This window comes from Chryseobacterium sp. MYb328, from assembly GCF_037572595.1.
Lineage (GTDB): Bacteria > Bacteroidota > Bacteroidia > Flavobacteriales > Weeksellaceae > Chryseobacterium > Chryseobacterium pennae.
Genome location: NZ_JBBGZQ010000016.1, coordinates 1 through 24,768, shown reverse-complemented (window position 1 = coordinate 24,768; position 24,768 = coordinate 1). Strand labels below are relative to the sequence as shown.

At 35.6% G+C, this 24,768-nt stretch carries 23 protein-coding genes; 10 read left to right on the top strand and 13 right to left on the bottom strand.

Features of this window, described 5'->3' with window-relative positions; all coding sequences use genetic code 11:
• Positions 1-281 precede the first annotated feature (281 nt).
• The gene (locus WH267_RS15700; protein WP_340009561.1) at positions 282-845 is read left to right on the top strand and encodes a Crp/Fnr family transcriptional regulator; all 564 of its coding nucleotides are present in this window, start codon (positions 282-284) and stop codon (positions 843-845) included.
• A 568-nt stretch (positions 846-1,413) separates the two neighbouring features.
• Positions 1,414-1,746 carry a DMT family transporter gene (locus WH267_RS15695; protein ID WP_340009559.1) on the top strand — a complete coding sequence of 111 codons (333 nt, stop codon included), beginning with the start codon at positions 1,414-1,416 and terminating at the stop codon, positions 1,744-1,746.
• A 132-nt stretch (positions 1,747-1,878) separates the two neighbouring features.
• Here WH267_RS15695 and WH267_RS15690 read toward each other — a convergent pair whose 3' ends face one another.
• From WH267_RS15690 to WH267_RS15665, 6 genes are all read right to left on the bottom strand, one after another.
• Positions 1,879-2,646 (bottom strand): class I SAM-dependent methyltransferase, encoded by a 768-nt coding sequence (locus WH267_RS15690; RefSeq protein WP_115968917.1) that lies wholly within the window; start codon positions 2,644-2,646, stop codon positions 1,879-1,881.
• Positions 2,646-3,455 carry a type I methionyl aminopeptidase gene (map, locus tag WH267_RS15685; protein WP_340009557.1) on the bottom strand — a complete coding sequence of 270 codons (810 nt, stop codon included), beginning with the start codon at positions 3,453-3,455 and terminating at the stop codon, positions 2,646-2,648. The genes WH267_RS15690 and map overlap by 1 nt, the downstream gene beginning before the upstream one ends.
• 84 nt (positions 3,456-3,539) lie before the next feature.
• Positions 3,540-3,971, bottom strand: coding sequence for a BT0820 family HAD-type phosphatase (locus tag WH267_RS15680; RefSeq protein ID WP_115968919.1), 432 nt, complete (start codon positions 3,969-3,971; stop codon positions 3,540-3,542).
• Positions 3,972-4,070: 99 nt separating this feature from the next.
• Positions 4,071-5,048: an acyl-ACP desaturase gene (locus WH267_RS15675; protein WP_123319370.1), complete on the bottom strand. Its 978-nt coding sequence runs from the start codon at positions 5,046-5,048 to the stop codon at positions 4,071-4,073.
• A gap of 149 nt (positions 5,049-5,197) precedes the next feature.
• Positions 5,198-6,739 carry a 2,3-bisphosphoglycerate-independent phosphoglycerate mutase gene (gpmI, locus tag WH267_RS15670; protein WP_115968921.1) on the bottom strand — a complete coding sequence of 514 codons (1,542 nt, stop codon included), beginning with the start codon at positions 6,737-6,739 and terminating at the stop codon, positions 5,198-5,200.
• A 230-nt stretch (positions 6,740-6,969) separates the two neighbouring features.
• A complete protein-coding gene (locus WH267_RS15665; protein WP_123319372.1) occupies positions 6,970-7,899 on the bottom strand; it encodes a DUF2268 domain-containing putative Zn-dependent protease in 930 nt (309 codons plus the stop codon).
• A 181-nt stretch (positions 7,900-8,080) separates the two neighbouring features.
• On the opposite strand from WH267_RS15665, the gene WH267_RS15660 reads away from it, so the two are divergent.
• A complete protein-coding gene (locus tag WH267_RS15660; protein WP_115968927.1) occupies positions 8,081-8,404 on the top strand; it encodes a translation initiation factor in 324 nt (107 codons plus the stop codon).
• Between the two features lie 2 nt (positions 8,405-8,406).
• Here the strand turns inward: WH267_RS15660 and WH267_RS15655 are convergent, their stop codons facing one another.
• The 3 genes from WH267_RS15655 to WH267_RS15645 all read right to left on the bottom strand — a co-directional run bounded on the left by WH267_RS15655 (position 8,407) and on the right by WH267_RS15645 (position 13,740).
• A complete protein-coding gene (locus tag WH267_RS15655; RefSeq protein ID WP_340009553.1) occupies positions 8,407-9,306 on the bottom strand; it encodes a leucine-rich repeat domain-containing protein in 900 nt (299 codons plus the stop codon).
• 142 nt (positions 9,307-9,448) lie between these two features.
• The gene (locus tag WH267_RS15650; protein WP_340009551.1) at positions 9,449-11,614 is read right to left on the bottom strand and encodes an alkaline phosphatase PhoX; all 2,166 of its coding nucleotides are present in this window, start codon (positions 11,612-11,614) and stop codon (positions 9,449-9,451) included.
• Between the two features lie 296 nt (positions 11,615-11,910).
• The gene (locus WH267_RS15645; protein WP_340009549.1) at positions 11,911-13,740 is read right to left on the bottom strand and encodes a cytochrome-c peroxidase; all 1,830 of its coding nucleotides are present in this window, start codon (positions 13,738-13,740) and stop codon (positions 11,911-11,913) included.
• A gap of 230 nt (positions 13,741-13,970) precedes the next feature.
• Between WH267_RS15645 and WH267_RS15640 the strand changes: the two genes are divergently transcribed.
• Together WH267_RS15640 and WH267_RS15635 are read left to right on the top strand one after the other, a co-directional pair.
• Positions 13,971-14,456: a hypothetical protein gene (locus tag WH267_RS15640; RefSeq protein WP_340009547.1), complete on the top strand. Its 486-nt coding sequence runs from the start codon at positions 13,971-13,973 to the stop codon at positions 14,454-14,456.
• A 19-nt stretch (positions 14,457-14,475) separates the two neighbouring features.
• A complete protein-coding gene (locus WH267_RS15635; RefSeq protein ID WP_340009545.1) occupies positions 14,476-15,330 on the top strand; it encodes a nucleoside phosphorylase in 855 nt (284 codons plus the stop codon).
• Positions 15,331-15,641: 311 nt separating this feature from the next.
• Here WH267_RS15635 and WH267_RS15630 read toward each other — a convergent pair whose 3' ends face one another.
• The 4 genes from WH267_RS15630 to WH267_RS15615 form a co-directional block, all read right to left on the bottom strand.
• Complete coding sequence (locus tag WH267_RS15630; protein ID WP_340009544.1) at positions 15,642-16,409, bottom strand: hypothetical protein; 768 nt, start codon at positions 16,407-16,409, stop codon at positions 15,642-15,644.
• Positions 16,406-16,831: a MarR family winged helix-turn-helix transcriptional regulator gene (locus WH267_RS15625; protein WP_340009542.1), complete on the bottom strand. Its 426-nt coding sequence runs from the start codon at positions 16,829-16,831 to the stop codon at positions 16,406-16,408. The genes WH267_RS15630 and WH267_RS15625 overlap by 4 nt, the downstream gene beginning before the upstream one ends.
• A 190-nt stretch (positions 16,832-17,021) precedes the next feature.
• Entirely contained in the window at positions 17,022-18,296 is a 1,275-nt protein-coding gene (locus tag WH267_RS15620; RefSeq protein WP_340009540.1) for a hypothetical protein, read from the bottom strand.
• 256 nt (positions 18,297-18,552) lie between these two features.
• Positions 18,553-19,110, bottom strand: a complete 558-nt coding sequence (locus WH267_RS15615; protein WP_340009538.1) for a DNA-3-methyladenine glycosylase I — start codon at positions 19,108-19,110, stop codon at positions 18,553-18,555.
• Between the two features lie 136 nt (positions 19,111-19,246).
• On the opposite strand from WH267_RS15615, the gene WH267_RS15610 reads away from it, so the two are divergent.
• The 5 genes from WH267_RS15610 (at position 19,247) to WH267_RS15590 (ending at position 24,736) form a co-directional block, all read left to right on the top strand.
• Positions 19,247-19,546 (top strand): hypothetical protein, encoded by a 300-nt coding sequence (locus tag WH267_RS15610; protein ID WP_115968936.1) that lies wholly within the window; start codon positions 19,247-19,249, stop codon positions 19,544-19,546.
• A gap of 120 nt (positions 19,547-19,666) precedes the next feature.
• Positions 19,667-20,476, top strand: coding sequence for an enoyl-ACP reductase FabI (locus WH267_RS15605; RefSeq protein ID WP_089733984.1), 810 nt, complete (start codon positions 19,667-19,669; stop codon positions 20,474-20,476).
• A gap of 312 nt (positions 20,477-20,788) precedes the next feature.
• A complete protein-coding gene (locus WH267_RS15600; RefSeq protein ID WP_340009534.1) occupies positions 20,789-22,696 on the top strand; it encodes a type VI secretion system Vgr family protein in 1,908 nt (635 codons plus the stop codon).
• Positions 22,697-22,698: 2 nt separating this feature from the next.
• Positions 22,699-23,775: a hypothetical protein gene (locus WH267_RS15595; RefSeq protein ID WP_340009532.1), complete on the top strand. Its 1,077-nt coding sequence runs from the start codon at positions 22,699-22,701 to the stop codon at positions 23,773-23,775.
• Positions 23,768-24,736: a hypothetical protein gene (locus WH267_RS15590; protein WP_340009530.1), complete on the top strand. Its 969-nt coding sequence runs from the start codon at positions 23,768-23,770 to the stop codon at positions 24,734-24,736. Before WH267_RS15595 ends, WH267_RS15590 begins: the two co-directional genes overlap by 8 nt.
• The last annotated feature ends 32 nt before the right edge of the window (positions 24,737-24,768 follow it).

The following is a 24,768-nucleotide window of genomic DNA, read 5'->3' as shown; positions in this document are numbered from 1 at the left end:
AAACTTTTATATCTGAACCATAAAGCCCCAAAAGTTTTTTGAACACTTAAGTTCACTTTAGAAAGCTTAAAATGATGCTATAAGATAAGGGCACTTAAGTTTTGAAAATCTAAGATTTTCATAGATATACAACAGAATATCAAAAACTTAATATGATTCTTATTTAATCAAGGCATACATTGATGAACAACTCTCTTTCTTCCTTTCTCGCAAAAACTGCAAAATAATTTTGTATTGCATTGTCTAAAACTGATATTTTTGAATATTAGAATTCATCTTTTATGAATATAGACCAGATTCTTGACCAGATTTATACACTTCCGGAAGATTCGAAAAATCGTTTAAAAGCATATATCTCCGAAGTTTCCCATCCCAAGGGATACTGCCTGATGGAAGCCAATAAGGTCATTCCTTACGTTTATTTTATCCGGAAAGGAATTGCCCGCGCCTATTCATCCACATCGGATAATGATATTACATTCTGGTTTGGAAGTGAAGGTCAATGCGTCCTTTCTATGAAAAGCTATGTGGAAGACAAACCGGGTTATGAAAGCATTGAATTACTGGAAGACTGTGATCTGTACAGACTGGAAACGGATAATCTCAAAAAGCTGTTTAATGAAGATATTCATATTGCCAACTGGGGAAGAAAACTGGCTGAAGCAGAAATGATAAAATCTGAAGAACTGATTATTTCAAGACAATTCAAAACGTCTCTGGAGCGATACAAAGATATTATCCAGTATCAACCTGATCTGCTTAAAAGAGTTCAGCTTGGGCATATTGCGTCTTATCTTGGAATTACACAGGTGAGTTTGAGCAGAATCCGGGCGGAGATTAAATAATTTATGTGTTTGAGGATGGAAGCTGGAAGAGGGAGGATGGAAGTTTATGGCAGTCTGTAAAGGCACCTCTGGTTTATTAATTGATCTAAAGGTCATTTTAAGTTTTGGCTAAAGCCGAAGGAATGGTTATTTATATTGAGAGCGGACTTTAGTCCGCTTCTATTGATATTATATTGTACATGATCTCAATATTGATGATTATTTACTGAAATAAAAGGAAGCAGTAATAGCTTTTATCTAAAAAGCTCTCATTAGTTAAGCAACAGAATACACTCATTCCAACTGCCATAATTTCCCTCTCCCAGCTCCGAGCTTCCTATGAAAAAAGCCTCCTATTGATTAAATATCAGAACACCCCCCATTCCAACTACCATAACCTCCCGCTTCCAGCTTCCCTTCAAATAACAACTCCATTAATTAAACATCAGAACATGCCCTATTCCAACTACCATAAACATCCCTCTCCCAGCCTCCAAGCTTCCCTCTTATATAAAACATCATTTTTTAACAATTGTAAAATGTTTTCTCCATTCAAATCCTGAAATTTGCAGTAGAAAAATTTTAAAAAATGAATTGGATAATATTAGTTATCGCAGGATTATTTGAGGTTGCCTTTGCCTCTTGTTTAGGAAAGGCAAAAGAGACATCAGGAACGGAAATGTATCTTTGGTACATCGGTTTTCTGATAACGATGACTATCAGTATGCTTCTTCTGATTAAAGCAACACAAACGTTACCTATTGGAACTGCTTATGCGGTATGGACAGGAATTGGAGCGGTAGGAACTGCTTTAATGGGAATCATCTTCTTTAAAGACCCTGTAAGCTTCTGGAGAGTATTCTTTATTATGACTCTTATTGGTTCTGTTGTAGGATTAAAAGCTGTGTCTTCATCACACTAAGATAAAAATATAAACTTCTATCTATATTTAAAAATGAAACCGCCTTCGATATGAAGACGGTTTTGTTTTTTGATTATATTTCAGGATACTTTGCAGCCTTAGCTTTGTTTGTATCCATATTTATATTTCTTATTATTTTTTGAAGACTAAAGGTAAGATTTCATTGCTTCTCAACCCGTACTTCTTTATTTCTTCTTCAGAAAATTTCTGCGAATAGAAGTTCGCATCTGTTTCAAAGCCGACTTTTTTTAAACGGTCAAAATAATCCATTCCGTACCAACGAACGTGATCATATTGGCCAAAATGTTTCTGGCGTTCCTTTGGATCTTTGATGGTAAAATCTTCATAGGTTTTTTCCAGTGAATTTTTCATCGGAACCTGAAGGATTCCCCATCCACCTGGCTTCATTACTCTGTATAGTTCACTCATTGCTTTTGCATCATCTTCAATGTGTTCCAGAACGTGGTTACAGAAAATGATATCAAAACTGTTATCCTCAAAAGGTAAATCAAGAATATCAGCTTTTACATCAACAATGGGAGAATATAAATCTGCTGATATATAATTCAGATTGCTCATTCTCTTGAATTTCCTTAAAAATTCCTGTTCGGGAGCAATATGCAGAACTTTATAACTTTTAATGAAGAAATCGGTTTCATTCTGAAGATACAACCACATCTGGCGGTGTCTCTCCAGACTCAGGGTTCCCGGAGAAAGGGCATTTTCTCTTTGCTTCCCGTACCCATAAGGCAGAAACTTCCGGTAAGATCTTCCATCGATAGGATCATAAAACTGATCTCCTTTGAAAAACTGATAAATAAGCGGTCTTGCCCAGATGCTCATTTTAATAAGCATCGGACGTGGAATTTTGTTCAGTAAAAGCTTAGTTATCTTTTTCATTAAAAGTCCAGTTGGAAAGCTTTTTCTTCATCACTTACAATCCCTAATGCTTCATACACATAATCAAATGTGGAAAGCAATACCGGCTTACCATTAATTACTGCTACATCATGCTCGAAGTGTGCAGAAGGAAGGTTATCTAAAGTAGTTACCGTCCAGCCATCGCTGTGGAACTTTACTTTTTCTGTTCCAAGGTTGATCATAGGTTCAATAGCAATAGCCAAACCGTCTTTAATCACCTTTCCACTTCCTTGTCTTCCATAGTTAGGAACCTGAGGATCTTCATGCATCTGTCTTCCCAATCCATGTCCTACCAATTCTTTTACCACTCCGTATCCTTCTTTTTCACAATGTTTCTGGATAGCATGAGAAATATCTCCGATTCTTTTTCCTCTTACACACTGCTCAATACCTTTATAAAGAGATTCTTTAGCAACTTTCAATAGTTTTTTAACCTCTGGTTTTACTTCTCCGATTTCGAAAGTATAAGCGTGGTCTCCCACAAATCCGTTAAGGATTACTCCGCAGTCTACTGAAAGAACGTCTCCTTCTTTTACCACTTCATTATTCGGGAAGCCGTGAACTACCTGCTCATTCGGAGAGATACACAGAGAATTCGGGAAACCTCCATATCCTAAGAATGCAGGGTGAGCACCATGATCTTTAATAAAATCGTGTGCTAACTTATCTAAATATAAAGTCGTAATTCCCGGTTTAATTTCTTTTGCCAACATTCCCAATGTTTTAGAAACCAATCGGGCGCTCTCCTTCATCAGACGCAGTTCGTCTATTGTTTTTAATTGAATCATTGTATTAATTTACCAATGTATTAATATATCAGTGTAACAATATGATTGCTCAATCGGTGCACTGTTAAATTGTTATTTTTTATTCTACCAGAAAAGACCTTTTTTCTTTTCTTTTTTAAGTTTTGAATAGGCTAAAACTTCTTTTCCTTCTACACGGAATTCTATTCTTTCCTGAATGATATTGTAAATTTCACCCCATCCAGGGAATCCGCCTAAATTTCTATCATCAATGAACCAGTCTGCATCCAACTTTCTGGATTGGTTTTCAGAATCAAAAACTTCTCCTTCGAAACTTGAGTTCACTGCATAAAATTCTACTCCATTCTTTTTGCAGAATTCTATTGCATCTTCTAATGTTTCTCCGTGTCTGTATGTCCAAAGAATAAGCCTGTATCCTTCTGCCTGCAATCTTTTCAAGGTCTCGAAAGCGAAGATCTTTGCCTTCCCAATCCCCGGATAAGCATCATCAACAATAGTTCCGTCAAAGTCAACAGCAATCTTTTTATTATTTAACATTTTGTTCTTTTTTTAGCTTTGCAAAGATAAGAAATAAAAAAGAGTGCCAAAAAGAAAGGCACTCAATACTTTTATAATTTAAAATAATAATATGGGCTACTAGCTCTTAACCCAGTTAAACTGGAACTGAAGATCCGGAGTAGAAACTCTGTCGGTAATCTTCTGTAGTCTTCCAGGAAGCTTCATCAGGTATTCCTGAGCTTTTTCAGCTTTTTCTGTAAGACCTTTTACGTGCTCAATCTTCCATTCATCTAACAAATCTTTCATAATATTGATATAATCCTGACCGGTATATACCATACATCTTTGTGCAGCATCTGAGAAATGCCCCCAAAGTTCACCTGCTTTCTGTCCTGACTGTCTCATCAGGTGAGCTGGCATTACGATCTTCTTACGCATCATATCTTCGAAGGCAAGAATCATTTCTGATGGATCTACTTCAAGGATTTTAGCTACGAAATGCTTGTAAGCTTTTGCATGTCTTGCTTCATCAGCAGCAATTACACCACACATTTTAGCTAATTTTCCGTTTCCGGACTGTTTAGCCAATGTGCCTACTCTTCTGTGAGAGATATTGGTTGCTGTTTCCTGGAAACTTGTATAAATGAAGTTTCTGTATGGATCCATGCTTGTTCCCAAGTCGAATCCATCATTAATAAGATATTGAGTGGTAATTTCTACCTCTCTCATATTTACTCTACCACATAGGTAAAGGTATTTATTTAATAAGTCTCCGTGTCTGTTCTCTTCTGCAGTCCAGGCTCTTACCCAGTTTGCCCAGCCTACTTTTTCTTCCTGATTAATTCCGTCAACACCCATTAACCAAGATTCATAAGAAGGAAGAGCTTCTTCCGTAATACAGTCTCCAATCAATGTTACAAAAAGATCGTAAGGCATTTCACGGGCAAAAGTCTGAATTTCTTCCAGATCATGTTTAAATTCGTCGCTTGAAGGGTCTGGTAAATAATCAGAAGGCTGCCAAATTTTTTCAATTGGAGTTAAAAATTTATCAAGAAAAGAACCTACTTCCTTTTCCAATAATCCCATTACTTCTTTCCTAACAAGCTTTTGATACATTTTTATATTCAGTTTTAATTAACAAAGATATGATTTATTTATTATTTAGCGCATAATAAAGTATGCAACTCATACTTTATCTGACATAAATCATAAAAAAATGCCGATATATAACTATAACGGCATTTTTTTAACAATATTATTGAATTTTAGCTAACTAAAATATCTCCTGTCATTGCATTTGGTATTTCAACCCCCATTACATTAAGGATTGTAGGGGCTACATCCCCCAATTTACCGGGCTTTAAGCTCCATGTATGATCTTTATCCATCACAATAAAAGGGACAAGATTTGTTGAGTGCTGGGTATTAGGAGTTCCATCAGGATTCAGCATAACATCTGAATTTCCGTGGTCTGCCAGAATGAACACTGCATATCCATTTTCATAGGCTGCTGTAGCTACTTTTTCGATACATGCATCAACTGTTTCTGCAGCTTTTACTGCAGCTTCAAACACACCTGTATGCCCTACCATATCTGTATTGGCAAAGTTCAGGCATACAAAATCTGCTGTTCCCTGCTCCAGTTCCGGAACAATAGCATTAGTAATATCGTACGCAGACATTTCAGGTTTTAAATCATAGGTAGGAACGTCTTTTGGACTTGGGCACAATAATCTTTTCTCCCCATTGTATTCCTCTTCCCTTCCTCCTGAGAAGAAGAATGTAACGTGGGGATATTTTTCGGTTTCAGCAATTCTGATCTGAGTTTTCCCATTCTTCTCCAAAACTTCACCCATTGTTTCCGTTAAAATATTCTCATCAAAAACAACCTGAACATTCTGGAATGTTTTATCGTAGTTGGTTAACGTAATATAGTTAAGGTTCAATTTTTTCATTGAATATTCCGGGAAATCCTTTTGGGAAAGAACTTCTGTAATTTCTCTTCCTCTGTCTGTACGGAAGTTGAAGCAGATCACTACATCATTATCAATAATTTTTGCTACCGGTACAATGTTTCCTGTAGCTGTTGTATTCATTAAGATGACAGGTTTCAGAAATTCATCCGTTACCTTATTGTCATAAGAAGCACGGATAGATGCCAATGCATCTGTACTCTGCTCTCCTACTCCTTCTACAAGAGCATCATAAGCCAGCTTTACACGCTCCCATCTCTTATCCCTGTCCATTGCGTAATACCTTCCTACGATGGTAGCCAGTTTTCCGGTGGTTGCTTCCATATGGTCCTGAAGTTCTTCAATGAAACCTAAACCGGAATGCGGATCACAGTCTCTTCCGTCAGTGAATGCATGTACAAATACATTTTCATTCAAGCCGAATTCTTTTGCAGCAGTCAGTAAACCTTTCAGATGATTGATATGTGAGTGTACTCCTCCATTGGAAACCAATCCGATGAAATGTATTTTTTTATTTTCTTTTTTAGCGTATTCGAAAGCATCCTGGATCACTTTTTCCTGTCCCAGTGTTCCATTTTCAACAGCCATATTCAGTTTTACCAGATTTTGATAAACAACTCTTCCGGCTCCAAGGTTCATATGTCCTACTTCGGAATTTCCCATCTGCCCCGCAGGAAGACCAACAGCCAAGCCGCTTGCTTCAAGGGTTGTGTGTGGAAATTTTTGATAACAGCTATCTATAAATGGTGTATTTGCTTTGTCTATGGCAGAAACTTCAGGGTTTGTTCCCAGTCCCCATCCGTCAAGGATTGCTAATATTGCTTTTTTTGACATTTTGTAAAACTTTAGTACACAAATTTACCTAATTTCCGATGAATAGAAGAATTTGAAACCTTGAAATTTCTTTCTACTCATCTATTCCGAATAAAAAGAAAAAAACAGTGAACGATTTTATGTTCCCACAGATCCCACAGATTTACACGGATGTTTATGGATAGGAAAATCGGAGATTTTCAAAAAACCTATGTATGATTACAAAGGCTTTCACTCTAATTTAAGGGAAATTATTCTTTAAAAAAGTCTTCGAACTTCATATTGTTTTTCTTTGTATATTCTTTGATATAAGAATCTAAGAAGCCACTTTCTTTTAAGAACAATAAAGGATCGTTAATATTTAAAATATCCCGAATTGCTTTATGCTTATCTGTCTGTTTATTGAAATAGGCTTCAGAAATTTTATATCCCATCCAATATCCGAGGTCATTGGGACGGTCATCTTTTTTAGTGGTCCCGTAAAGCCAATCCATGGGACTGCTTGTTTTTAATACCGTTACAAATTCTCTGTATAATTTGTCGGAATGAGCCTCACCATACTGATAAAATGGACTGTTATTAGTTTCTCCTGAAACCAGCTCACTGATAAAATCTGCACTCCCTTCCATAAGGCAATATTTCAGCAAATTATCTTTCCCTTTAATATCCTGCTGAAAATGAACCTGCTCATGGGAAATAAGGCCTACAATGCCATCCAGATTTCTAAGGTTTTCAGTTCCGATCATCACACCGTCTTTGGAGAATGTACCTCCGGCATTGAATCTTCCGTATACAAAATAGATGGGTGGAAACTTAGCTTCAGGATACCAGTACTTCATTCCTGCGTAAATGGATCGGATTCTTTTTTCTTTTTGTTTTAACCCTGATAAAATATTGCGGCTTTCCAGGTAATCTGCTTTTCTCTTTTTTACCATTGTGTGTAAAGAGTCTGCATTGATGATTCTGTTTTCGGTGAAGCCCTTCACTCCGGGAGAACCATTTTTCATATAGTCTATGAATGGATTTTGTTTTGAGGTATCCATTTTATCAAATGCTTTCCAGAAGTTTTCAGTATCTTTTGTTTCAAAAATAGCATTCAATGGATCTGTGGAAAAACCGGTTTGAGCGTTTGTCATCCCGAAAGCTAAAAGTAAAGCAGGAAGAATGTGATTGGTCTTCATATTAGTTTTTAAACGTAACGATCAAAAATATAAAAAATTGTACCGGATCTAAGTTTGAAACTATATTTTTCGATATCCAACCTCATCTTTAGAATTTGATGAAATATATTTCTCTAAAAAAGGTTTACAATTTCAGAAACAGATTTTTTATAAATCCATAAATCTTTTTTAATTTTGCAGTATGGACTTACGTGATCAATTGAAGAATCTTTTTCCTGCACATGAAGAGCAGGATTTTGAAATGCCTGAAGAAGAATTCAAGCAGAAAGAACCATTGGTATGCAAATTTGAGAAGAAGGGAAGAAACGGAAAGCCTGTAACGGTAGTTGAGGGTTGGGAAGGCAGTGAAGAAGACCTTAAAAAAATCTCAAAGAAAATAAAAACCACCTTAGGAATAGGCGGTTCTGAGAAGGATGGAACGATTATCATCCAGGGTGACAACCGTGATAAAATAATGGCTATCCTTAAAGATATGGGTTATAAAACCAAACGTGTTGGCGGATAGGCCTAGAAATAGACCTGGGTTTCCGGAAGTAAGGTTTTTAACTTTTCAATTCTGGATTTTTCTATAGGATTTCCTGTAAGAATCAAAGTTTTCAGATTTTTAAGCTGACTGATTTCTACAGGAATATCTTTCAGATTATTGTTAGCCAGATTCATGCTTACAATGTTCTTTAATCCTTTTACTTTGGATGAAATTTCAGTGATATTGTTATCACTTGCATTCAGAAATTCAAGTTCCCGGGCTTTAAAAAGATTTTCCGGAAGCCTGCCAATTGCATTCTGCTGTAATTCAAGATATTTTAAATTTTGGGGAAATGATAGGTCTCCCATATCATTGATCTGATTATTTGCCAGGTTTAAAAACTTCAGATTTTTGATCTGATATAACCGGTCGGCAATAAAACTTATCTGATTTCCCTGTAAATTTATTTCTTCCAAGGCAGGAATTTTCATAAGTGCCTCGGGAAAAGTATTAAGATTATTGGCATCAAAATGAACTACCTTAAGATTTTGCAGCTTTGCTATATTAGGATTGATGCTTGTCAGACTATTCAAATTCATAGAGAATGTGGTGAGTTTTCTGAGCTGACTGATTTCATCGGGAATATATTTGATGCTGTTTTCGTTCACATTCAAAAATTCTAGTTCTTTTAACCTAAAGAGCTCCTGATCCATTTTCTCAAGCTTATTTGCCATTACATTTAAAAAGAACAATGAATCCAGTTTTACGATTTGAGGAGGAAGATTAAACATTCCTTTTTCCCTAAAGCTCATACTGTAAACAGCTTTTTTGCTGTTCAGAGCGTCTTCAATATTTGTAAAAGTAGGATATTTAACTGGGTCAATCTGAGCATTAACCTTGGACAAAGATAAAATGGAAATAAACAGGATAAGCTTTTTCATATGAAGATGTTGATAGTTTTTTAAAAGCCATAGGAAATCACATCATTCTGACGTATGTTTGTGTTTGCAAGTCATGGCGATTTCATAAACAGAAAATGCCTGCCAGTAACTTTCGTCACCAACAGGCGGAATTATAAATAATTTATTTCTTTAAAAGTTTTATCGTTTTCTGGAATCCTCCTTCTGCTTCAATATTCAGAATTAAAACTCTAGACCCTTCCAATTGCTGTGTAAAATCAAGGTCTAATGCTTTGTTCGTTCCATTGAACTTCTTGCTATAAACAATTTTTCCGTCCATACTATAAGCAGTTACAGAAATATCTTTTAAGCCTTTTGGCGAATTGATTTTCACCATTCCTGAGGTTGGGTTCGGCGCTACTGTTACTGTATTTTCAGAAGCTAAGTTTTCAATTGTTCCTAAAGAACCTTGTGTTCCTAGGTTTCCTTTAAGAGCAATAACTATTGTAGCTGATTTCCCTCTATAGTCAATCGTATTTCCTGTAGCATCAACATCTGTAGAGATGGTAGAATCCGGATGCTGGATAGAGAAGAACCCGAATTTATGGTCAGGGGTAAATGTTAATCCTGTAGGTTCAGATCCTGCCGGCATAGATGCAAATAATTTTACTTTCGGATTGGCCTGTGTATGATCCGGAGCAATTACCCAGATATAGTTTTTACCACCATCCTGAAGCACCCAAAGGTTTCCAAGTTCATCAAAAGTAAGGTTGTCATTTCCATCGCCCCATGCTTCAGATTTTAAACCTTGTGCTGTTTCAAAAGAGTATACAGAGTTAGCACCTCCTACGAATGTCTCCACCTGAGAAGCTGTTGCTCCGTTATCCTGTAAACGGTAAACCTTATCTAACCCTTTTGCCGTGAAATAGATTTTCCCATCCAGAGGGCTGATATCTACATCTTCTACTCCATTAAACCTTGTTCCTCCTAATGACTGAGCAAGTGATGCTGTATTATTTTGATCTGCTTTCGTTTTGTTAGGAACCTGAATCCATGTTGCTGTAGTTCCAGCCGGATCTCCTGCTGCTGTTAATCCCTGATCCAGTTTTAATACATAAAGATTTCCTGAAGCAAGATTATTTGGTGTATCCATCACATATTTATACACCATGTGAGTTCCACCATCCTCGCCATAATACGCAGTAGTTCCTGCGTTATTAATCACCACATTTTCATGGTTCATAATTCCCATCTGCCAAAGTTTCCCTTTAGAACCGTCAGTATTTTTAGAAATAACCTGAGCTGTTGCAGGATCAATTTCTACCAACCATCCGTAATCCTTGTATCCGTCACTGTTTGAATCATTAGAAGTTACAGATTCTTCTGCTGTTACTACAGTTCCCCAAGGAGTAACTCCTCCCGAACAGTTTCTGATTGTTTGCACTAAACTAGGATCTGAGAAACTTACCGCTCTTGATCTTGTCAACTGCCAAAGCTTTGTACCAACATTATAATTAACCTCAGCCATAGTAACCCCACCCGGATTGGTTTCATGGTTTACTGAAAGGTAACCATTTGTACTGCTTCCTGATTTGGCAACATATGCTGTAAAGTCGTTCTGACCGCCTACTAAACCTCCACCTTCAGTATAGTTATCACCTTCTTTTAAAATAAGCTGATATTTATGCTCTGCAGGAATAATAAGTTTATTGGTTTGTGCAGTAGGAACAATTGAAGTAAAGCAGCTAATGTGTGATCCGTTACATACAACAGGTGTAGGTGTAGTATTAGATGTTGTTTTCAGGTAAGCATCAATTCTAAGATCTGAACTGCTTACACTTCTGTTATGTAATTCAACAGAAATTCTGTTAACACCGTTGATAAATTTTGATTTTGGAATAGAGAAAATATTATATACATTCTCAGCTGCACCATCAATTGTTGTACTTGAGAAAGTATTGTATGTAATCGTACCTGCAGGCATATTATCTCTTACTACCTCCTCTCCATTAAGATAAACTACAATACCATCATCTCTCATTACTCCAAGCTCCATATTATCGGAAAGTGTTGAAAGGTTTACGGTAAAATCCTTTGCAAAATATGCTGTAATCAGACCAGTAGTACCGCCATGAATGGTAGTAGTAACAGGATCACCATATCCTAATGGGCTATTACCAGCAGGCCAGGAAGAGATATCGTAGGTCTTGGTCTTCCATGCATCAGGTTGTGCCTGCTCAAGGTCTTGGTAGCTCCAGGATGTTCCTTTATCAAAAATAATGGTCTGCGCCTGAATGGTTGACCCAGCAAATAGAGCCAAAGCTCCAATTGTTAGTAGTTTTTTCTTCATTTTTAATTTGATTTATTAGACCTTGCAAAACTATTTTTTAAAGAGCACGTTCCTGTTAATAGGACTTTAAATATGGGTGGGAGAATATTAATTAATTTAAAACCTAATGTTAAGGGGATTAAATTTCTGTTAAATAATCAGCGTCTATTTTTAGTGATGCGGGTGTGGGAATAGAAAAAGCCTTTTGTTTTCGGGAATACTCTTACTTCATAGACAAGAAAACCTAACAGGTTTTAGAAATCTGTTAGGTTTAATTAGATATGGTAAAATTCTAGCTTCTCTATCCTGAAATTCGCTTACTTCGCTTTACTCACATCCGTAAGAGCATTCAGAAAGGCAATAATCTGGTTCATTTCCGTCTGGGTAAGGTTTAATTTATCCGGCGCAAGGGTCTGATTCTTCATTTTTAGTCCTAACCCTTCTCCACCACCTTCATTGTAAAAATCCAGAACCTCTTCCAGAGTACTGAAAGCTCCATTATGGAAATAAGGTTTTGTAAGCGCAATATTTCTGACAGTAACCGTTTTGAATGAATAATCATAGATCCATGATTTTTCCTTTTTCACCGGACTATTTCCCCTTCCGGGATCCTGATCCAGTTCTATAGGAAGTTGTTTAATAGGTTTTGCAGTCACCCCAAGAACCTCAGACTCATTTTCATTAAAAAATGGAGGAACCAACCCTGAAAAATGAGGAGCAAAATGGCAGGTGGCACAATTCGCTTTTCCCATGAACAGGTTGAACCCTTTTTTCACCTCTTCAGAAACATTCTTTTCATTTCTCATAAAACGGTCAAAATCACTGTCAAAAGAATACAACGAGGCTACATAAGAGCTCAAGGCCTTTGAAAAGTTTTCTTTATTGATCTTACCATCTTTGAAGGCAGTACGGAAAGCCTTTTTATATTCAGGTTTTGTTTTTAGCTTCTGAACAATACTTTCATAGCTTGTATTAAACTCATCTTCATTATAAATTACGTGTTCGGCCTGCTGTTCGAGATAAAAAGCACGCAGATCATAGAAAAATCTTTTTGCAAAAACAGCATTATACAGAGACGGTGAATTTCTCAGTACAGTTTTCCCTTCCACATTGCTTGGAGACTTGGTTTTAAGATCAGTAAAAGCATTTTCCTGAAGGTGGCAGGTTGCACAGCTCATTTTACCGTTACCGCTTAGATTCTCATCATAGAAAATTGATTTCCCAAGGCTTCTAAGATCCGGATTATCTTCCGAAGACTTCAGCAATGAATAAAAATAAGGATCCAGAAAATCACTGCTGAAAAAATTTTTATTGCTGGCATTCCAGCCGGAAAACTCTTTCAGGTCATCAGCTTTTCCGTCCCATTTTCCCAGTTCTTCATACAAAGGCTGAATATATTTTTTATAAAATTCAATCCGGTCAAAGGCTTCAAAATCTTTATTTTTTGAAAGATAGCTGATGGCTTGCGTTAGGGTCTGATCTGCTTTTTGGGTATTATAATTTTTAAAATAAGGATCATCATTAATATATTTCTGCATTCCTGAAAACGCGTGACTGGCTTCTTCGGAAATATTTAAGGAACCCGGAGTATCGAAACCTGTTACCCCAAGGGAATATATTCTGATTAATTCTATACGCAAGGGCAAAGTCTTGTTGTTTCCTTTACTCATTCCATTTTTCATGGCACTCAGGTAGAACCCTGAATAACTGTTATATAAAAAATCGGTAATGGTTTTGATCTTTTCTTTTTCATTTCCCGCTTCTTCAGAAAATATCAGTTCATCTAAAACCTGTAATCCTTCAGGCGGAAGTGTATAGGCAGAGGTACCTGCTGCCTCAATATGAAAAAGAGGAGCCGCATTAAGGTGGGTTTTGGTAAATTCAGGATAATGATAGGCAATATAGAACTCTATTTCCTTAAATGAATTTCTCGTATTCTTCAATGATGCCTGCAATTCTTCCAGAGAAATACGATCTTCAGAGAACTCCCGTACATCCGACTTCAGCTGCTCGAGCTTACCTTTAAAATCAGTTAAGCCTTTATTAATATATGTATTCTCACTTTCTTTTCCTTTGTAAACAGGATTAAAGGACATTACTGCGAATCCTATTAAAAGGATGACCACAAGCAGTGGATAAGATCTCATGAATTTTTAGCGGCAAAGCTATTAATCTGATATTATCTTAACTTTAATAGCAGATTAAATAATGTTTATATTTCTGATACAATATTTTTCACTAATTTTAAACCCCGAAATCAGATTCATTATTCTTTAAGGAACGGTTTATTCTAAAATACCGGCAATAATAATGGCGAGAGGTTATTGGGAGAGGAGTTTTTTAATTAAATTCAACACATCAAAACTAAAACAGAAGTATGAAAACAAAACTATTGTTGGCTGTTACAGCAAGTTTTCTTTCTCTTACTGCATTTTCACAAAAGAAAAAGCAAGCAGAAAAACAACCCTTAAAACAGCAGGAAATGGCTGTATATGCAGAAAAAAAAGGCAGTGATTACTATCTGATCCGCCTGGAAAAAGATAAAGAGATCCCCAACGTTTATGTGTATTCCAATGGAGTAACCAGACCTTACAAAACCTATACAGAACTTAAAGACATTGTTATAGAGTTTCCGGGAATGATGACTTCCAATAATTCTACTAAAGAAGAACTGATCTCTGTTCTTAAAAAAGATAATCATTTCTATGAGATCACTTCACAGAGAAAAGATCCTAAAAATATTGAAAAGACCATTGTTACAGTATATGAAGTAATCAATGGGCAAAAAAGGATTATTGAAGAATATGACTCTATTTACCAACTCATGGCTTCGCCTTATAAGGAAGCAATTTTCATTAATTAAAAACAAAAAAATATAAATTATGCTAAACAAGCTTGCTGACTCAGAACTTATTCTGAATGAAGACGGAAGTGTATACCACCTGAACCTTTTACCTGAAGATATCGCAGATAAAATCATCCTTGTAGGTGATCCGGACAGAGTAGCAAAGGTTTCAAAATATTTTGACACCGTAGAGATCAAAAAAAATAAAAGAGAATTCTACACCCATACGGGGACACTTAGAGGGGAAAGAATCACAGTAATGTCTACCGGTATCGGAACTGAGAACATCGATATCGTTATGAACGAACTGGATGCTCTGGTAAATATCGATCTTAAAAACAAGGAGTTCAAAACGGAGCACAAAGCACTTGAATTATTCCGTATGGGAACTTGTGGAAGTGTGAATCCTGATGTACAGGTTGATAATATGCTGGTTACTCAAAACGTAGTAGGATTAGATGGCTTAATGCACTTCTACCAGGATTACAGCTTCGAAAATGAGTTTTCAAAAAGCTTCGTGGAAAGATTCCCTTACGAAAAGATCAAACCAATGCTTTACTTCTCAGACTGGGCAGAAGAAATGGGTGAATATTACAAAGATGCCAAATACCACGGAAATACAGCTACATTTCCTGGGTTCTATGCACCACAGGGAAGACAGCTTCGTTTAAAGGCTGTGGATGATAAATTCCTTGAAACATTGAATGACCTTGGAGTAACCAACTTTGAAATGGAAACTTCTGCCATCTATGCATTTTCAAAATTATTAGGCCACAAAGCTATTACGGTAAATAATGTAGTTGCTAACAGAAGACGTGGAGAGTTCTCTACAGACCACCACAATTCTGAGAAAAACCTGATCACTTGGGTTCTTGACAGAATTATTAAATAAATCTTTATAGGACAATTCACCTCCTGTTTCATACCGATCAGCAGATTGAATTGAGGTAAAGGAATATTTTTAGATAAAATTAAATGGCAAATGCCGTTTCTATTGAATACAAGCCTCTGGAAATTATTTTCGGGGGCTTTTTTATAAGTTTGGCTAAAGCCAATGGAATCTTGATAAAAAAGAACGGACTAAAGCCCGTTCCTATTGAATTTATAATTAAGATTTTAAGAATATTAAGATGAGCCTCGCTTGAAAAAGCCCTGTCTTAAGGGATCTTTTTGATATTGTTGATGAAAATTAATTTATTCAAGCTAATTATTATGAAATGTCCGTGGATCAGGATATTGAAAATCATATCCCAGTTCTGAAACCAATTTTGAAGACAGGACTTTCTTTCCTTTTACTTCAAGGGCACCTTTCCTATCCTCTATATTTTTCTGGGCATTGATTACCTGAGACTTTGACGGATGTAACGGAGCTGTTACATTATACAGACATCCTTCTGTTTCATTTTCGATCATATTTAAGAGAATACCCGCAATATCTACATAGTGAATATGATTAACAGCTGCTTCCAGGTTACTGATATTATAATTCTTCAGCAGCCTATTGTCTCCCATCAACCCTCCAAGTCTCAGAATATTTACCTGTGAATATTTGCTTTTTATCATTCGTTCTCCTGAAATTTTTTCAACAGGAATATCAACTTCGGTAAACTCTTTATCTAGATCGGGATAAACACCTGTAGAACTCATTAAAAATATCTGTCCTTTAAAGTCGCCAACAAATGCTGCTAAATTTTGAATTCTGTTGTAAAGAGAGCTTACACAACAACTTTTCTCCGAAATCGGAATGGTAATAATTAAAACGTCAAGGCTTTCCATCATATCCCATTTGGGATAAGGTCCGGAAAGCTGATAATCCGGAAAGCTGGCAATTATAGCATGCAGTCCTTTAGCATTAAGTTTTTCAGCTTTTTCTTCAGTGGTAGTGGTGGTATATATTTCATAGTGAGCTGATAAGGCGGGTACAATTCTCTCTCCAAGCCAGCCATAGCCTATAATTCCTATTTTCTTCATATTTTGGAAATGGATTGTGTTGATAATATTTCGTCCAGCGCAGACATTAATTGATTCTTTTTTTCTTCATCCAGATGAAAACACTCCTGAACAGCTTCCGGAATATGCCTCGCTTTATCTTTCAGGGATTCTCCATTTTCGGTAAGGCTGATAAGCACTACTCTCTCATCATTCACACTGCGGGTTCTGCTTAAAAGACCATGTTTTTCCATGCGTTTAAGTAATGGAGTCAAAGTTCCATTATCCAAATGAAGATGTTCACCGATCTTCCCTATGTTCATTCCTCCATTTTCCCATAAGACCAGCATTACCAGATATTGAGGATAAGTTAATGAAATTTCATCCAGATAAGGTTTGTATAAGCCTGTAATATATCTTGAAACAGCATAGGTCTTAAAGCATAAGTGTTCTGAAAGAGCCATCACAATTTATTTTTAAAAACAAAAATACTTATTTTATTTTGCACACAATATATTTGTTTAAAATATTAATTTTGTATGAGCAATCAATTAATAATCTGCAAGAGGCATGATAGGTATTTTTATAAAAAAAGCCCTCCGAAACCGGAGAGCTTTAACACCATATCAACTATAATAAAACTTATTATCAAATTTAAAACTCGTTGATCATCACATAAAAGTGACCAGAGTTTAGACTGTTGGCACTTCCGGAAATATTGGTAAGGTTAATCACAATACTTGAAGTGGAAGTCATTCTTGGATTAGAAATGGAGAATGTTGAATTCCCTGCAAAATCTCCGGCTGGAGAGACAACAACAACGGCCCTTGTAGAACTTGGTTGAAATCCTGATGGAACTGCAATTTCCAATGTAGCAGATTTTCCCGAAGGCATATTATTAATGGAAACTCCCGGCCATACTTCAAAACTGATCTGGTTTTTCTGTACACTGCCTTTTTCACCAAGCTTATACTGCCCATTCACATCCAATCTTGCAGAAGTATTTGGAGCCCCTGTGCCAATGCCTACATTCGCATTATTATTCCCCAACACAACAGCATTGGCCTGAGAGGTATTTGCTCCATATCCTATGGCAGTAGAAAATTGTCCCAGAGCATTAGCTCCTGAACCTACTGCTGTAGAGTTTTCTTTATTAGTAACAGTATTATATCCTAAAGCGGTTTCACTGTTTGTATTTGTTTTTGCATTATATCCCAATGCAATAGATTGGAAACCTCCTGCTGAAGCATTGTTTCCAATGGCTGTGGATTCATTTTTACTGGTTTGTGCATTATATCCAATAGCTGTTGACTTAAAAGCGCCAGCTGTTGATTTATTTCCTATTGCTAATGCATCATTTGCTGAGACTGCAGCAGCACTACCAATGGAAATCCCCTGAAATGCAGAACTTGAACTTCCGATAGCAATCCCGTTCTGGCCAGCATTAGCCCCTAAACCAAAACTTACAGAGTTGTCTACTCCTAATCTTCCTGCTGTGGCAGCATTTACTTTAAAGACCAGGTCATCCATTGTTTTTGTTCCTAATGACAAAGCAGTATTGGCTCCACTATATGTTCCTGCATTCTCTCCCATAGTATTCCATCCAGCACCATCAATTCCTTTATTGGTATTAGCAGACGTTGACAGTCTATTCCATTTGGAAGCAAACCAATAATAAAATCCAGCTTCCGCTAATCCAGCTTTTCCGTTATTCCATACAATAAGACCATCTGCGGGAGAAGAAACTGTAGTAATATCCGTATCCGAAATCAGGGCAACGCTTGGAAGCAATACTCCTTTATCTTTAGCACTTACATGAAGCATAGCAGAAGTATCAGGATTTGGCGTACCAATTCCAACCTGCGCAAACGTAAAAAAAGTAAAGAGTAAAAAGAGAAGACTAAATCTTAATTTATAATTTCCTTGCATCACCTATTTTTTCGGAGGTGCAAATATACAAACTTTTTAATAAATACATGGTTTTATTAAAAATTCAATAATTTAAAACACATTAAAGTGACTAAAACAGTCTCTATTCACTTTAAAATGAAAAAACTTCTAATTAACAATAGTTTACACAACACATTATTCATTAATATTTAGTGAATTAAAATCAAATAAACCAGATAAATCACTTACACAATAAATAAAAAACATCACATAAAATTGAATAAAATATAATTTATCACTTTCTAATGAAACAAGTTTCAATATGATCATTCACCATACCCGTGGCCTGCATATGAGCATAAATAACTGTTGAACCCACGAATTTAAATCCTCTTTTCTTAAGATCTTTAGAAATGGTATCGGAAATTTCAGTTGTTGCCGGGACATCTGATAAAGTTTTTGGTTTATTATCGATGGGTTTTCCATCTATAAATCCCCAGATGTATTTTGAAAAGCTTCCGAATTCTGTCTGCACTTCCATAAATTTCTGTGCATTGATTATTGTAGCTAATATTTTAAGCTTATTTCGGATAATTCCGGCATTATTCATTAACTCTTCTATTTTCTGGTCAGAATAAGCAGCCATTTTTTTATAATCAAAATGGTCAAAAGCTTTTCTGAAGTTGTTTCTTTTAGACAAAATGGTATACCAGCTCAAACCTGCCTGAAAGCTTTCCAGAATAAGAAATTCAAATATAGTTTCATCATCATACACAGGTTTCCCCCACTCTTCATCATGATATTTTTTGTAGAGATCATCTTTTTCGCACCATGCACAGCGTACTTTTTCCATAATTTTCATATTATAGAGATAAAGGTAAACTGATTTAGAAAAGTATAACAAAAGATTATGAAAAGTTTAACAAAGCCATCTTGATTTAGGAATGGTTATTGTTTATTCAATAGTACCAAACCAAATTTATAGTATTATGAACAATTCAGATTACAACAAAGCGGAAAATGCAGTAAACAATGTAGAAAATTCTTTACAGAATGCAACGGAAAATGCCAAATGGAAAATCAATGAATTGGCAGACAGAGCCAAGGACTATATTAATGAAAAACGGAATAATGACGAAGAAGCCAAACAGGAAGACTGGCTAGACAGGGTAAAAGCTAATGTATCCGATGCATGGGAAGATATTAAAGATAAAGCAGATGAAGCTTGGGAAAAAACTAAAGATGCAGCAGAGGATGTGAAGGCAGAATGGAACAAGAAAACCAATTAAAATTTCAGTCATATAAATATTTTCAAGAAAATGGGGCCTTATAATTGATAAGGCTCCATTTTTATTATGTCATAACCACAATTATTGCTACATTTGTATTTCAATAAACATTAAAAAATTATGTCATACGGTTTACTTAAAGGCAAAAAGGGAATTATATTTGGAGCCCTTAATGAACAATCTATCGCATGGAAAGTTGCTGAGAGATGTCATGAGGAAGGTGCAGAATTCATCTTATCTAACGCTCCTATCGCTTTGAGAATGGGAGAACTTAATGGTTTAGCCGAAAAAACAGGTTCTGAAGTGATTGCTGCAGATGCTACTTCTATCGAAGATCTTGAAAAACTTTTTGATGCTGCGGTTGCAAAATTTGGTAAAATCGACTTTATCCTTCATTCTATCGGAATGTCTATCAATGTAAGAAAAGGAAAACATTATACGGAAATGAACTACGATTGGTTGGAAAAAGGCTGGGATATTTCAGCGGTTTCTTTCCATAAAGTAATGCGTGTGGCTTGGGAAAAAGACTGTATGAATGAGTGGGGAAGCATCCTTGCACTTACTTATATTGCAGCTCAGAGAACATTCCCTGATTACAATGATATGTCTGATAACAAGGCTTACCTTGAAAGTATCGCAAGAACTTTCGGAAACTATTGGGGAGAGAGAAAAGTACGTGTAAACACGGTTTCTCAGTCTCCAACAATGACTACTGCCGGTAGTGGTGTAAAAGGTTTCGGTGGATTCCTTGGTTATGCTGAAGATATGTCTCCACTAGGAAACGCTACAGCTCTTGAATGTGCAGACTATTGTGTAACTTTATTCTCTGATCTTACTAAAAAAGTAACCATGCAGAATCTTTTCCATGATGGAGGTTTCAGCAGCTCGGGAGTTACTCAAAAAGTGATTGGTAAATATGATACTGAATAACAGTATTTAATATATGATAAATCAAATCGGCGGCCTCGTAGAGGCCGCCGATCTTGTTAGAATCGCAACACCTCATTATTGATGTGTTGCGATTTTGTTTTATGGCCCTTTCCTATTAAAGACCAATTGAAGATTGTTATTTATCTACTATTTCAAATATAAATAAAAGACAGATTACAAGATATCTATTAAATTATTTGATAACATATACTCATAGTTCTACTACAATTTTTAAAATAGTACTGAAAAAAAACTATTTTGGCATTGTTTTTATCTATATATGGTGATATAATTAAAAACACACATGATCTTATGAAAAAAAATATCTCAAACTCAGAGAAGATTTCTGAGAACCATATTTCGGGCATCAATCGGGTCATTAAGCTTGATATTGTGGTTGGGAGAAAGCTCATTAATCATTTTAAACATTTCCGTTTACAACAGAGTGCTAAAACACATCATAGTTTTGAGCTTATTCTTGCTCATGATTCTTTGAATGAAACCCAAAACTACAATCTTGAACAAGCAAGGCAGTTCATGGGAAAACGGCTGACTGTAACGTTCAAATACAAAGATCCAGAACACGAAAACCCAGAGAGAACATTTGTAGGAATTATTACAAATGTATCATTCAGCAAGGAAAAGATGAGCTTAGGAAATATTGTACTCAAAGGCTACAGTCCAACCATTCTAATGGATTCTGCTCCACATACTCAAAGTTTTGGGGGTGGGCAGTCTGTTAATACTTCCATCATTGCAGACAGGATTATTAAGGAAGTATTAGGAACGAATGACTTTGATTTTAGAGTAGAAACTCAAAACAATAGCTACATCAACTACAGTGCACAGTATTGTGAGACTCATTATAACTATCTTGCCAGAATTGCAGAAGCTTATGGAGAACAGTTTTATTATGACGGTGAAGTACTCCACTTTGGGAAGCTCCCACCTAATGAAAAGTCTATTAAACTTATTGATGGCAGTAATATAAATGATGTAACAATAGAACTGAAGGCAGTACATACAAAGCCTGAATACTTTGGCTATAACAGCAGCAGTCATACAAAAATGTTAGGTATTGATAGTCGGATTAAGCATTTAGGTGAATTATCAGCCAAAGCTTATGAATTGAATGATAGCATCTTTAAAACCCGTTCATTAACCCCTACTCCCATTAATGCCAATATGTTTCGTGATGTGGATGATTCTCAAAAGAGCGCAAGAGGAAGTAAGGCAGTAGATGTTTTTACCGTGTCAGGAGAAACAACAGTTCCATTTCTATATATTGGTTGTGTAGCAGATTTAGCCATGAGGAAACCTGACAGCAATCAAACCTCACATTTTACCGCTTTAATGATTACTGAAGTAAGTCACGAAGTTGATGCCAGAGGATACTATACAGGAAGTTTTGAAGCGATTGCTGAAGGAACAGGTTTTATGCCAAAGCCTCATTTTGCAATACCTAAAGCAGAGCCACAAATCGCAACTGTCATCTCCAATGTTGATCCTTTAAACCAGGGAAGAATACAGGTACAATTCGATTGGCAACTAAATGACACAACAAGTTTTATCAGAATGATGAGTCCAGATGCAGGAGGAACAGATGCAATAAGCCAAAACAGAGGATTTGTAGCCATTCCTGAAATTGGAGATCAAGTAATGGTAGGTTTTGAATATCATCATCCAGATTTCCCTTTTGCAATGGGCGGAATGTTCCATGGAAATGTCGCACTGGGTGGCGGAGTCAATAATCACCTAAAATCCATTCAAACCAGAAGCGGAATCCGTATTTTGATGAATGATGCTGAAGGAAGTGTAAATATTATTGATCCAAGTGGTAATACTTATTTTATGGATGGACAAGGAAATATTTCAGTGACAGCACCAAAGAATATGACTTTCAATGCTGGAGAAAACGTAAGTATTAATGCAGGGCAAAACGTAAGTGTAATAGCAGGTACTAATATTATGACTTCTGCAACCTTGAATTATACTCAAACAGTAGGTATCAACTATATAAGCTCTATAGCAGGAAATGCAAGCCATTTCATAACTGGTAAACTGATGGAAATGATTGATGGGGATGTAATATCAGAATCTAAAAAAGACAGAAAAGAGTACAGTACTCAGGATATGGAGGTTCAGTCAGAAGGTAATATAAAAAAGTATTCTCAAAAAACAGTATACAATAACGGAGGTGACAAATCTAATTCCCATTAAAAATGAGCAGAATAAGAATTGTAAAAGGAAAGTATACCAAGATAACAGGTGGAGACCATCTGATGTTTTCTGATGGTAATATTATCTCGTCAGCAGGAGAAAAATATCAAGAATTGGGTGAAGAAGGAGGAATTGTTTTTGATGATCCTAAAGTCTATGAACCATGGAAATCCCACCCCAGATATGACTGGTATCAATGTGTATTTGGGCATACCACTAATAAAAAAATGCCAATTACAGATTTGGGAGTTAGTAACTTCAATGTAGAAATGTGTCTTACAGGGATCACTTCCATCATTCGTTTTGAAGCCTATGATTTAAATTCTACGGATAAATACAAATTTCATAATTGGGTGTATTTGTTGAATATTTACATCAATAACCGGGGAGAACTTGTAGAAGGAGGAATGGATCTAATTACTTACAAAACGGACAGAAAAATTGGTTCCCAGGAAAGGAATATTGAAAAATCAGGAAATAGTGATAAAGCTATATTTCAGAGAACTCGATATGATTTAAAATCAAAAGGAAAAGATCTTCATGATGAAGTTATTCTGGATCATAAACTTATCTTTTCCAATGGAATGAAAAGAAACATCAACTTTGGAACTAAAACAACAGAGTCTCACATGTTTTATGATATTTTTGGAGATTTCGTAAAAGAAGTGAGTCGTCTCAATCGTCGAGCTGATATTTCCTATGTATTTGCAGGAACAGAAAGTGCAGAAAGTTTCCTGAGCAAAATAAATGAAACAGCTGATAAAATTGCACTTGAAGTCGATAGTCCTCTTCTAGCTAACTCTTTTGATAAATACAAGGGTGCATCTATTTTTAAAGAGATATTTGGAGTGTTAAGTTATTTAACGGGTATTATTGATGATGGACAGGTATTAGCAGATAGAGTACGAAAAATCAGAGGTCCAATACAGCTTACAAATGTACAATGTGCTAGAATGAATGAGAGCAAAGAATTTCTAAAATTCACAGATGATAAAATCTATTTTGTAACCAGTGAATTTGAGTTATTAGGAGAAACATTACAAAAAACAAGAAAGAAAAAAACACAAAGCGATGAGTAACAAGATATATTTACCTGAAAAACTGGTTTTAGGACAAGAAGAAAAAGATTTATATCCTTATCACAGACGGGTTAGTAATTCATTTTGTATTGCATTTACATTGAATGAGTCTATTCAAATGTATACAGGAAACAAGTATACAGATAGTTTAGATGCTTGCCTTACTGCTATAAGCTGGGTGGAAGATAATTATTGTGAATATGAAACAACTGGTATAGGTAATAATATACCTAATCACGATCGTATTGTTAAAACATGTACTATATATATGGACAGAGGTGGATATATTGTTTCAGGACATTTTCAGGAAATGAAATATAGTGCCCACTCAATAGATAACAATATGCCTAAAAAAAATACATTAATTCATAATTTTAGACGTAAGTTCCTTAGTGGTACTAAGGATAATTTGTTACATAAAGAGATATTTATAAATAAGGTATTCAATATAGAAAGTTTTTCTGAATTTAAAATTAATCCTGAATCTGAGTTTTTTAAGCTCTTACAGCAGGTTTCTATTTACAACCGAAGTATGGAAATGTCATTTGTCTATTCCATTGCTCAAGAGAAAAAAATACAGTTAGACAATTTTAAAAAAATTGTAGGGTTTGTATCTATTCCCATAACAATTGAAGCTTATGCATGGGTAAAAGCATTACAGGGTGGTATATCTCTTATTAATTATCTTTGTACAACTGATGATGTTATGAAGCTGTCAGATAATCTGTTTGAGTTTAGAGGACCTTTAGTGATTTCAGATGTTTTTATTACTAATTTTATTAATAGATATTTTGATACTCAAAAAGGTATAATCCCCAAACCTAAAAAAGAAGATTTAGGAGTAGATCTACGAAATGATACTATAAAAAAGCAAAGTGCATTGAATGATTTTATAGAAATAAAAACACTTCTGAGAGAACAAATAAAAAAGATAAAAGAACCTGATACTGAAATAAAATGAAAGGAAAAATTATAATTTATATAATATTAAAT

Coding starts and splice junctions, on each gene's coding strand:
- WH267_RS15630 (WP_340009544.1), bottom strand. CDS start 16,409: ATGAAGAAAATAGGAATTATAGGCTATGGCTGGCTTGGAGAGAGAATT.
- map (WP_340009557.1), bottom strand. CDS start 3,455: ATGATTCAATTAAAAACAATAGACGAACTGCGTCTGATGAAGGAGAGC.
- WH267_RS15660 (WP_115968927.1), top strand. CDS start 8,081: ATGGACTTACGTGATCAATTGAAGAATCTTTTTCCTGCACATGAAGAG.
- WH267_RS15690 (WP_115968917.1), bottom strand. CDS start 2,646: ATGAAAAAGATAACTAAGCTTTTACTGAACAAAATTCCACGTCCGATG.
- WH267_RS15675 (WP_123319370.1), bottom strand. CDS start 5,048: ATGTATCAAAAGCTTGTTAGGAAAGAAGTAATGGGATTATTGGAAAAG.
- WH267_RS15635 (WP_340009545.1), top strand. CDS start 14,476: ATGCTAAACAAGCTTGCTGACTCAGAACTTATTCTGAATGAAGACGGA.
- WH267_RS15590 (WP_340009530.1), top strand. CDS start 23,768: ATGAGTAACAAGATATATTTACCTGAAAAACTGGTTTTAGGACAAGAA.
- WH267_RS15605 (WP_089733984.1), top strand. CDS start 19,667: ATGTCATACGGTTTACTTAAAGGCAAAAAGGGAATTATATTTGGAGCC.
- WH267_RS15695 (WP_340009559.1), top strand. CDS start 1,414: ATGAATTGGATAATATTAGTTATCGCAGGATTATTTGAGGTTGCCTTT.
- WH267_RS15650 (WP_340009551.1), bottom strand. CDS start 11,614: ATGAAGAAAAAACTACTAACAATTGGAGCTTTGGCTCTATTTGCTGGG.
- WH267_RS15640 (WP_340009547.1), top strand. CDS start 13,971: ATGAAAACAAAACTATTGTTGGCTGTTACAGCAAGTTTTCTTTCTCTT.
- WH267_RS15665 (WP_123319372.1), bottom strand. CDS start 7,899: ATGAAGACCAATCACATTCTTCCTGCTTTACTTTTAGCTTTCGGGATG.
- WH267_RS15700 (WP_340009561.1), top strand. CDS start 282: ATGAATATAGACCAGATTCTTGACCAGATTTATACACTTCCGGAAGAT.
- WH267_RS15625 (WP_340009542.1), bottom strand. CDS start 16,831: ATGGCTCTTTCAGAACACTTATGCTTTAAGACCTATGCTGTTTCAAGA.
- WH267_RS15645 (WP_340009549.1), bottom strand. CDS start 13,740: ATGAGATCTTATCCACTGCTTGTGGTCATCCTTTTAATAGGATTCGCA.
- WH267_RS15615 (WP_340009538.1), bottom strand. CDS start 19,110: ATGGAAAAAGTACGCTGTGCATGGTGCGAAAAAGATGATCTCTACAAA.
- WH267_RS15610 (WP_115968936.1), top strand. CDS start 19,247: ATGAACAATTCAGATTACAACAAAGCGGAAAATGCAGTAAACAATGTA.
- WH267_RS15600 (WP_340009534.1), top strand. CDS start 20,789: ATGAAAAAAAATATCTCAAACTCAGAGAAGATTTCTGAGAACCATATT.
- WH267_RS15620 (WP_340009540.1), bottom strand. CDS start 18,296: ATGCAAGGAAATTATAAATTAAGATTTAGTCTTCTCTTTTTACTCTTT.
- WH267_RS15595 (WP_340009532.1), top strand. CDS start 22,699: ATGAGCAGAATAAGAATTGTAAAAGGAAAGTATACCAAGATAACAGGT.
- WH267_RS15680 (WP_115968919.1), bottom strand. CDS start 3,971: ATGTTAAATAATAAAAAGATTGCTGTTGACTTTGACGGAACTATTGTT.
- WH267_RS15655 (WP_340009553.1), bottom strand. CDS start 9,306: ATGAAAAAGCTTATCCTGTTTATTTCCATTTTATCTTTGTCCAAGGTT.
- gpmI (WP_115968921.1), bottom strand. CDS start 6,739: ATGTCAAAAAAAGCAATATTAGCAATCCTTGACGGATGGGGACTGGGA.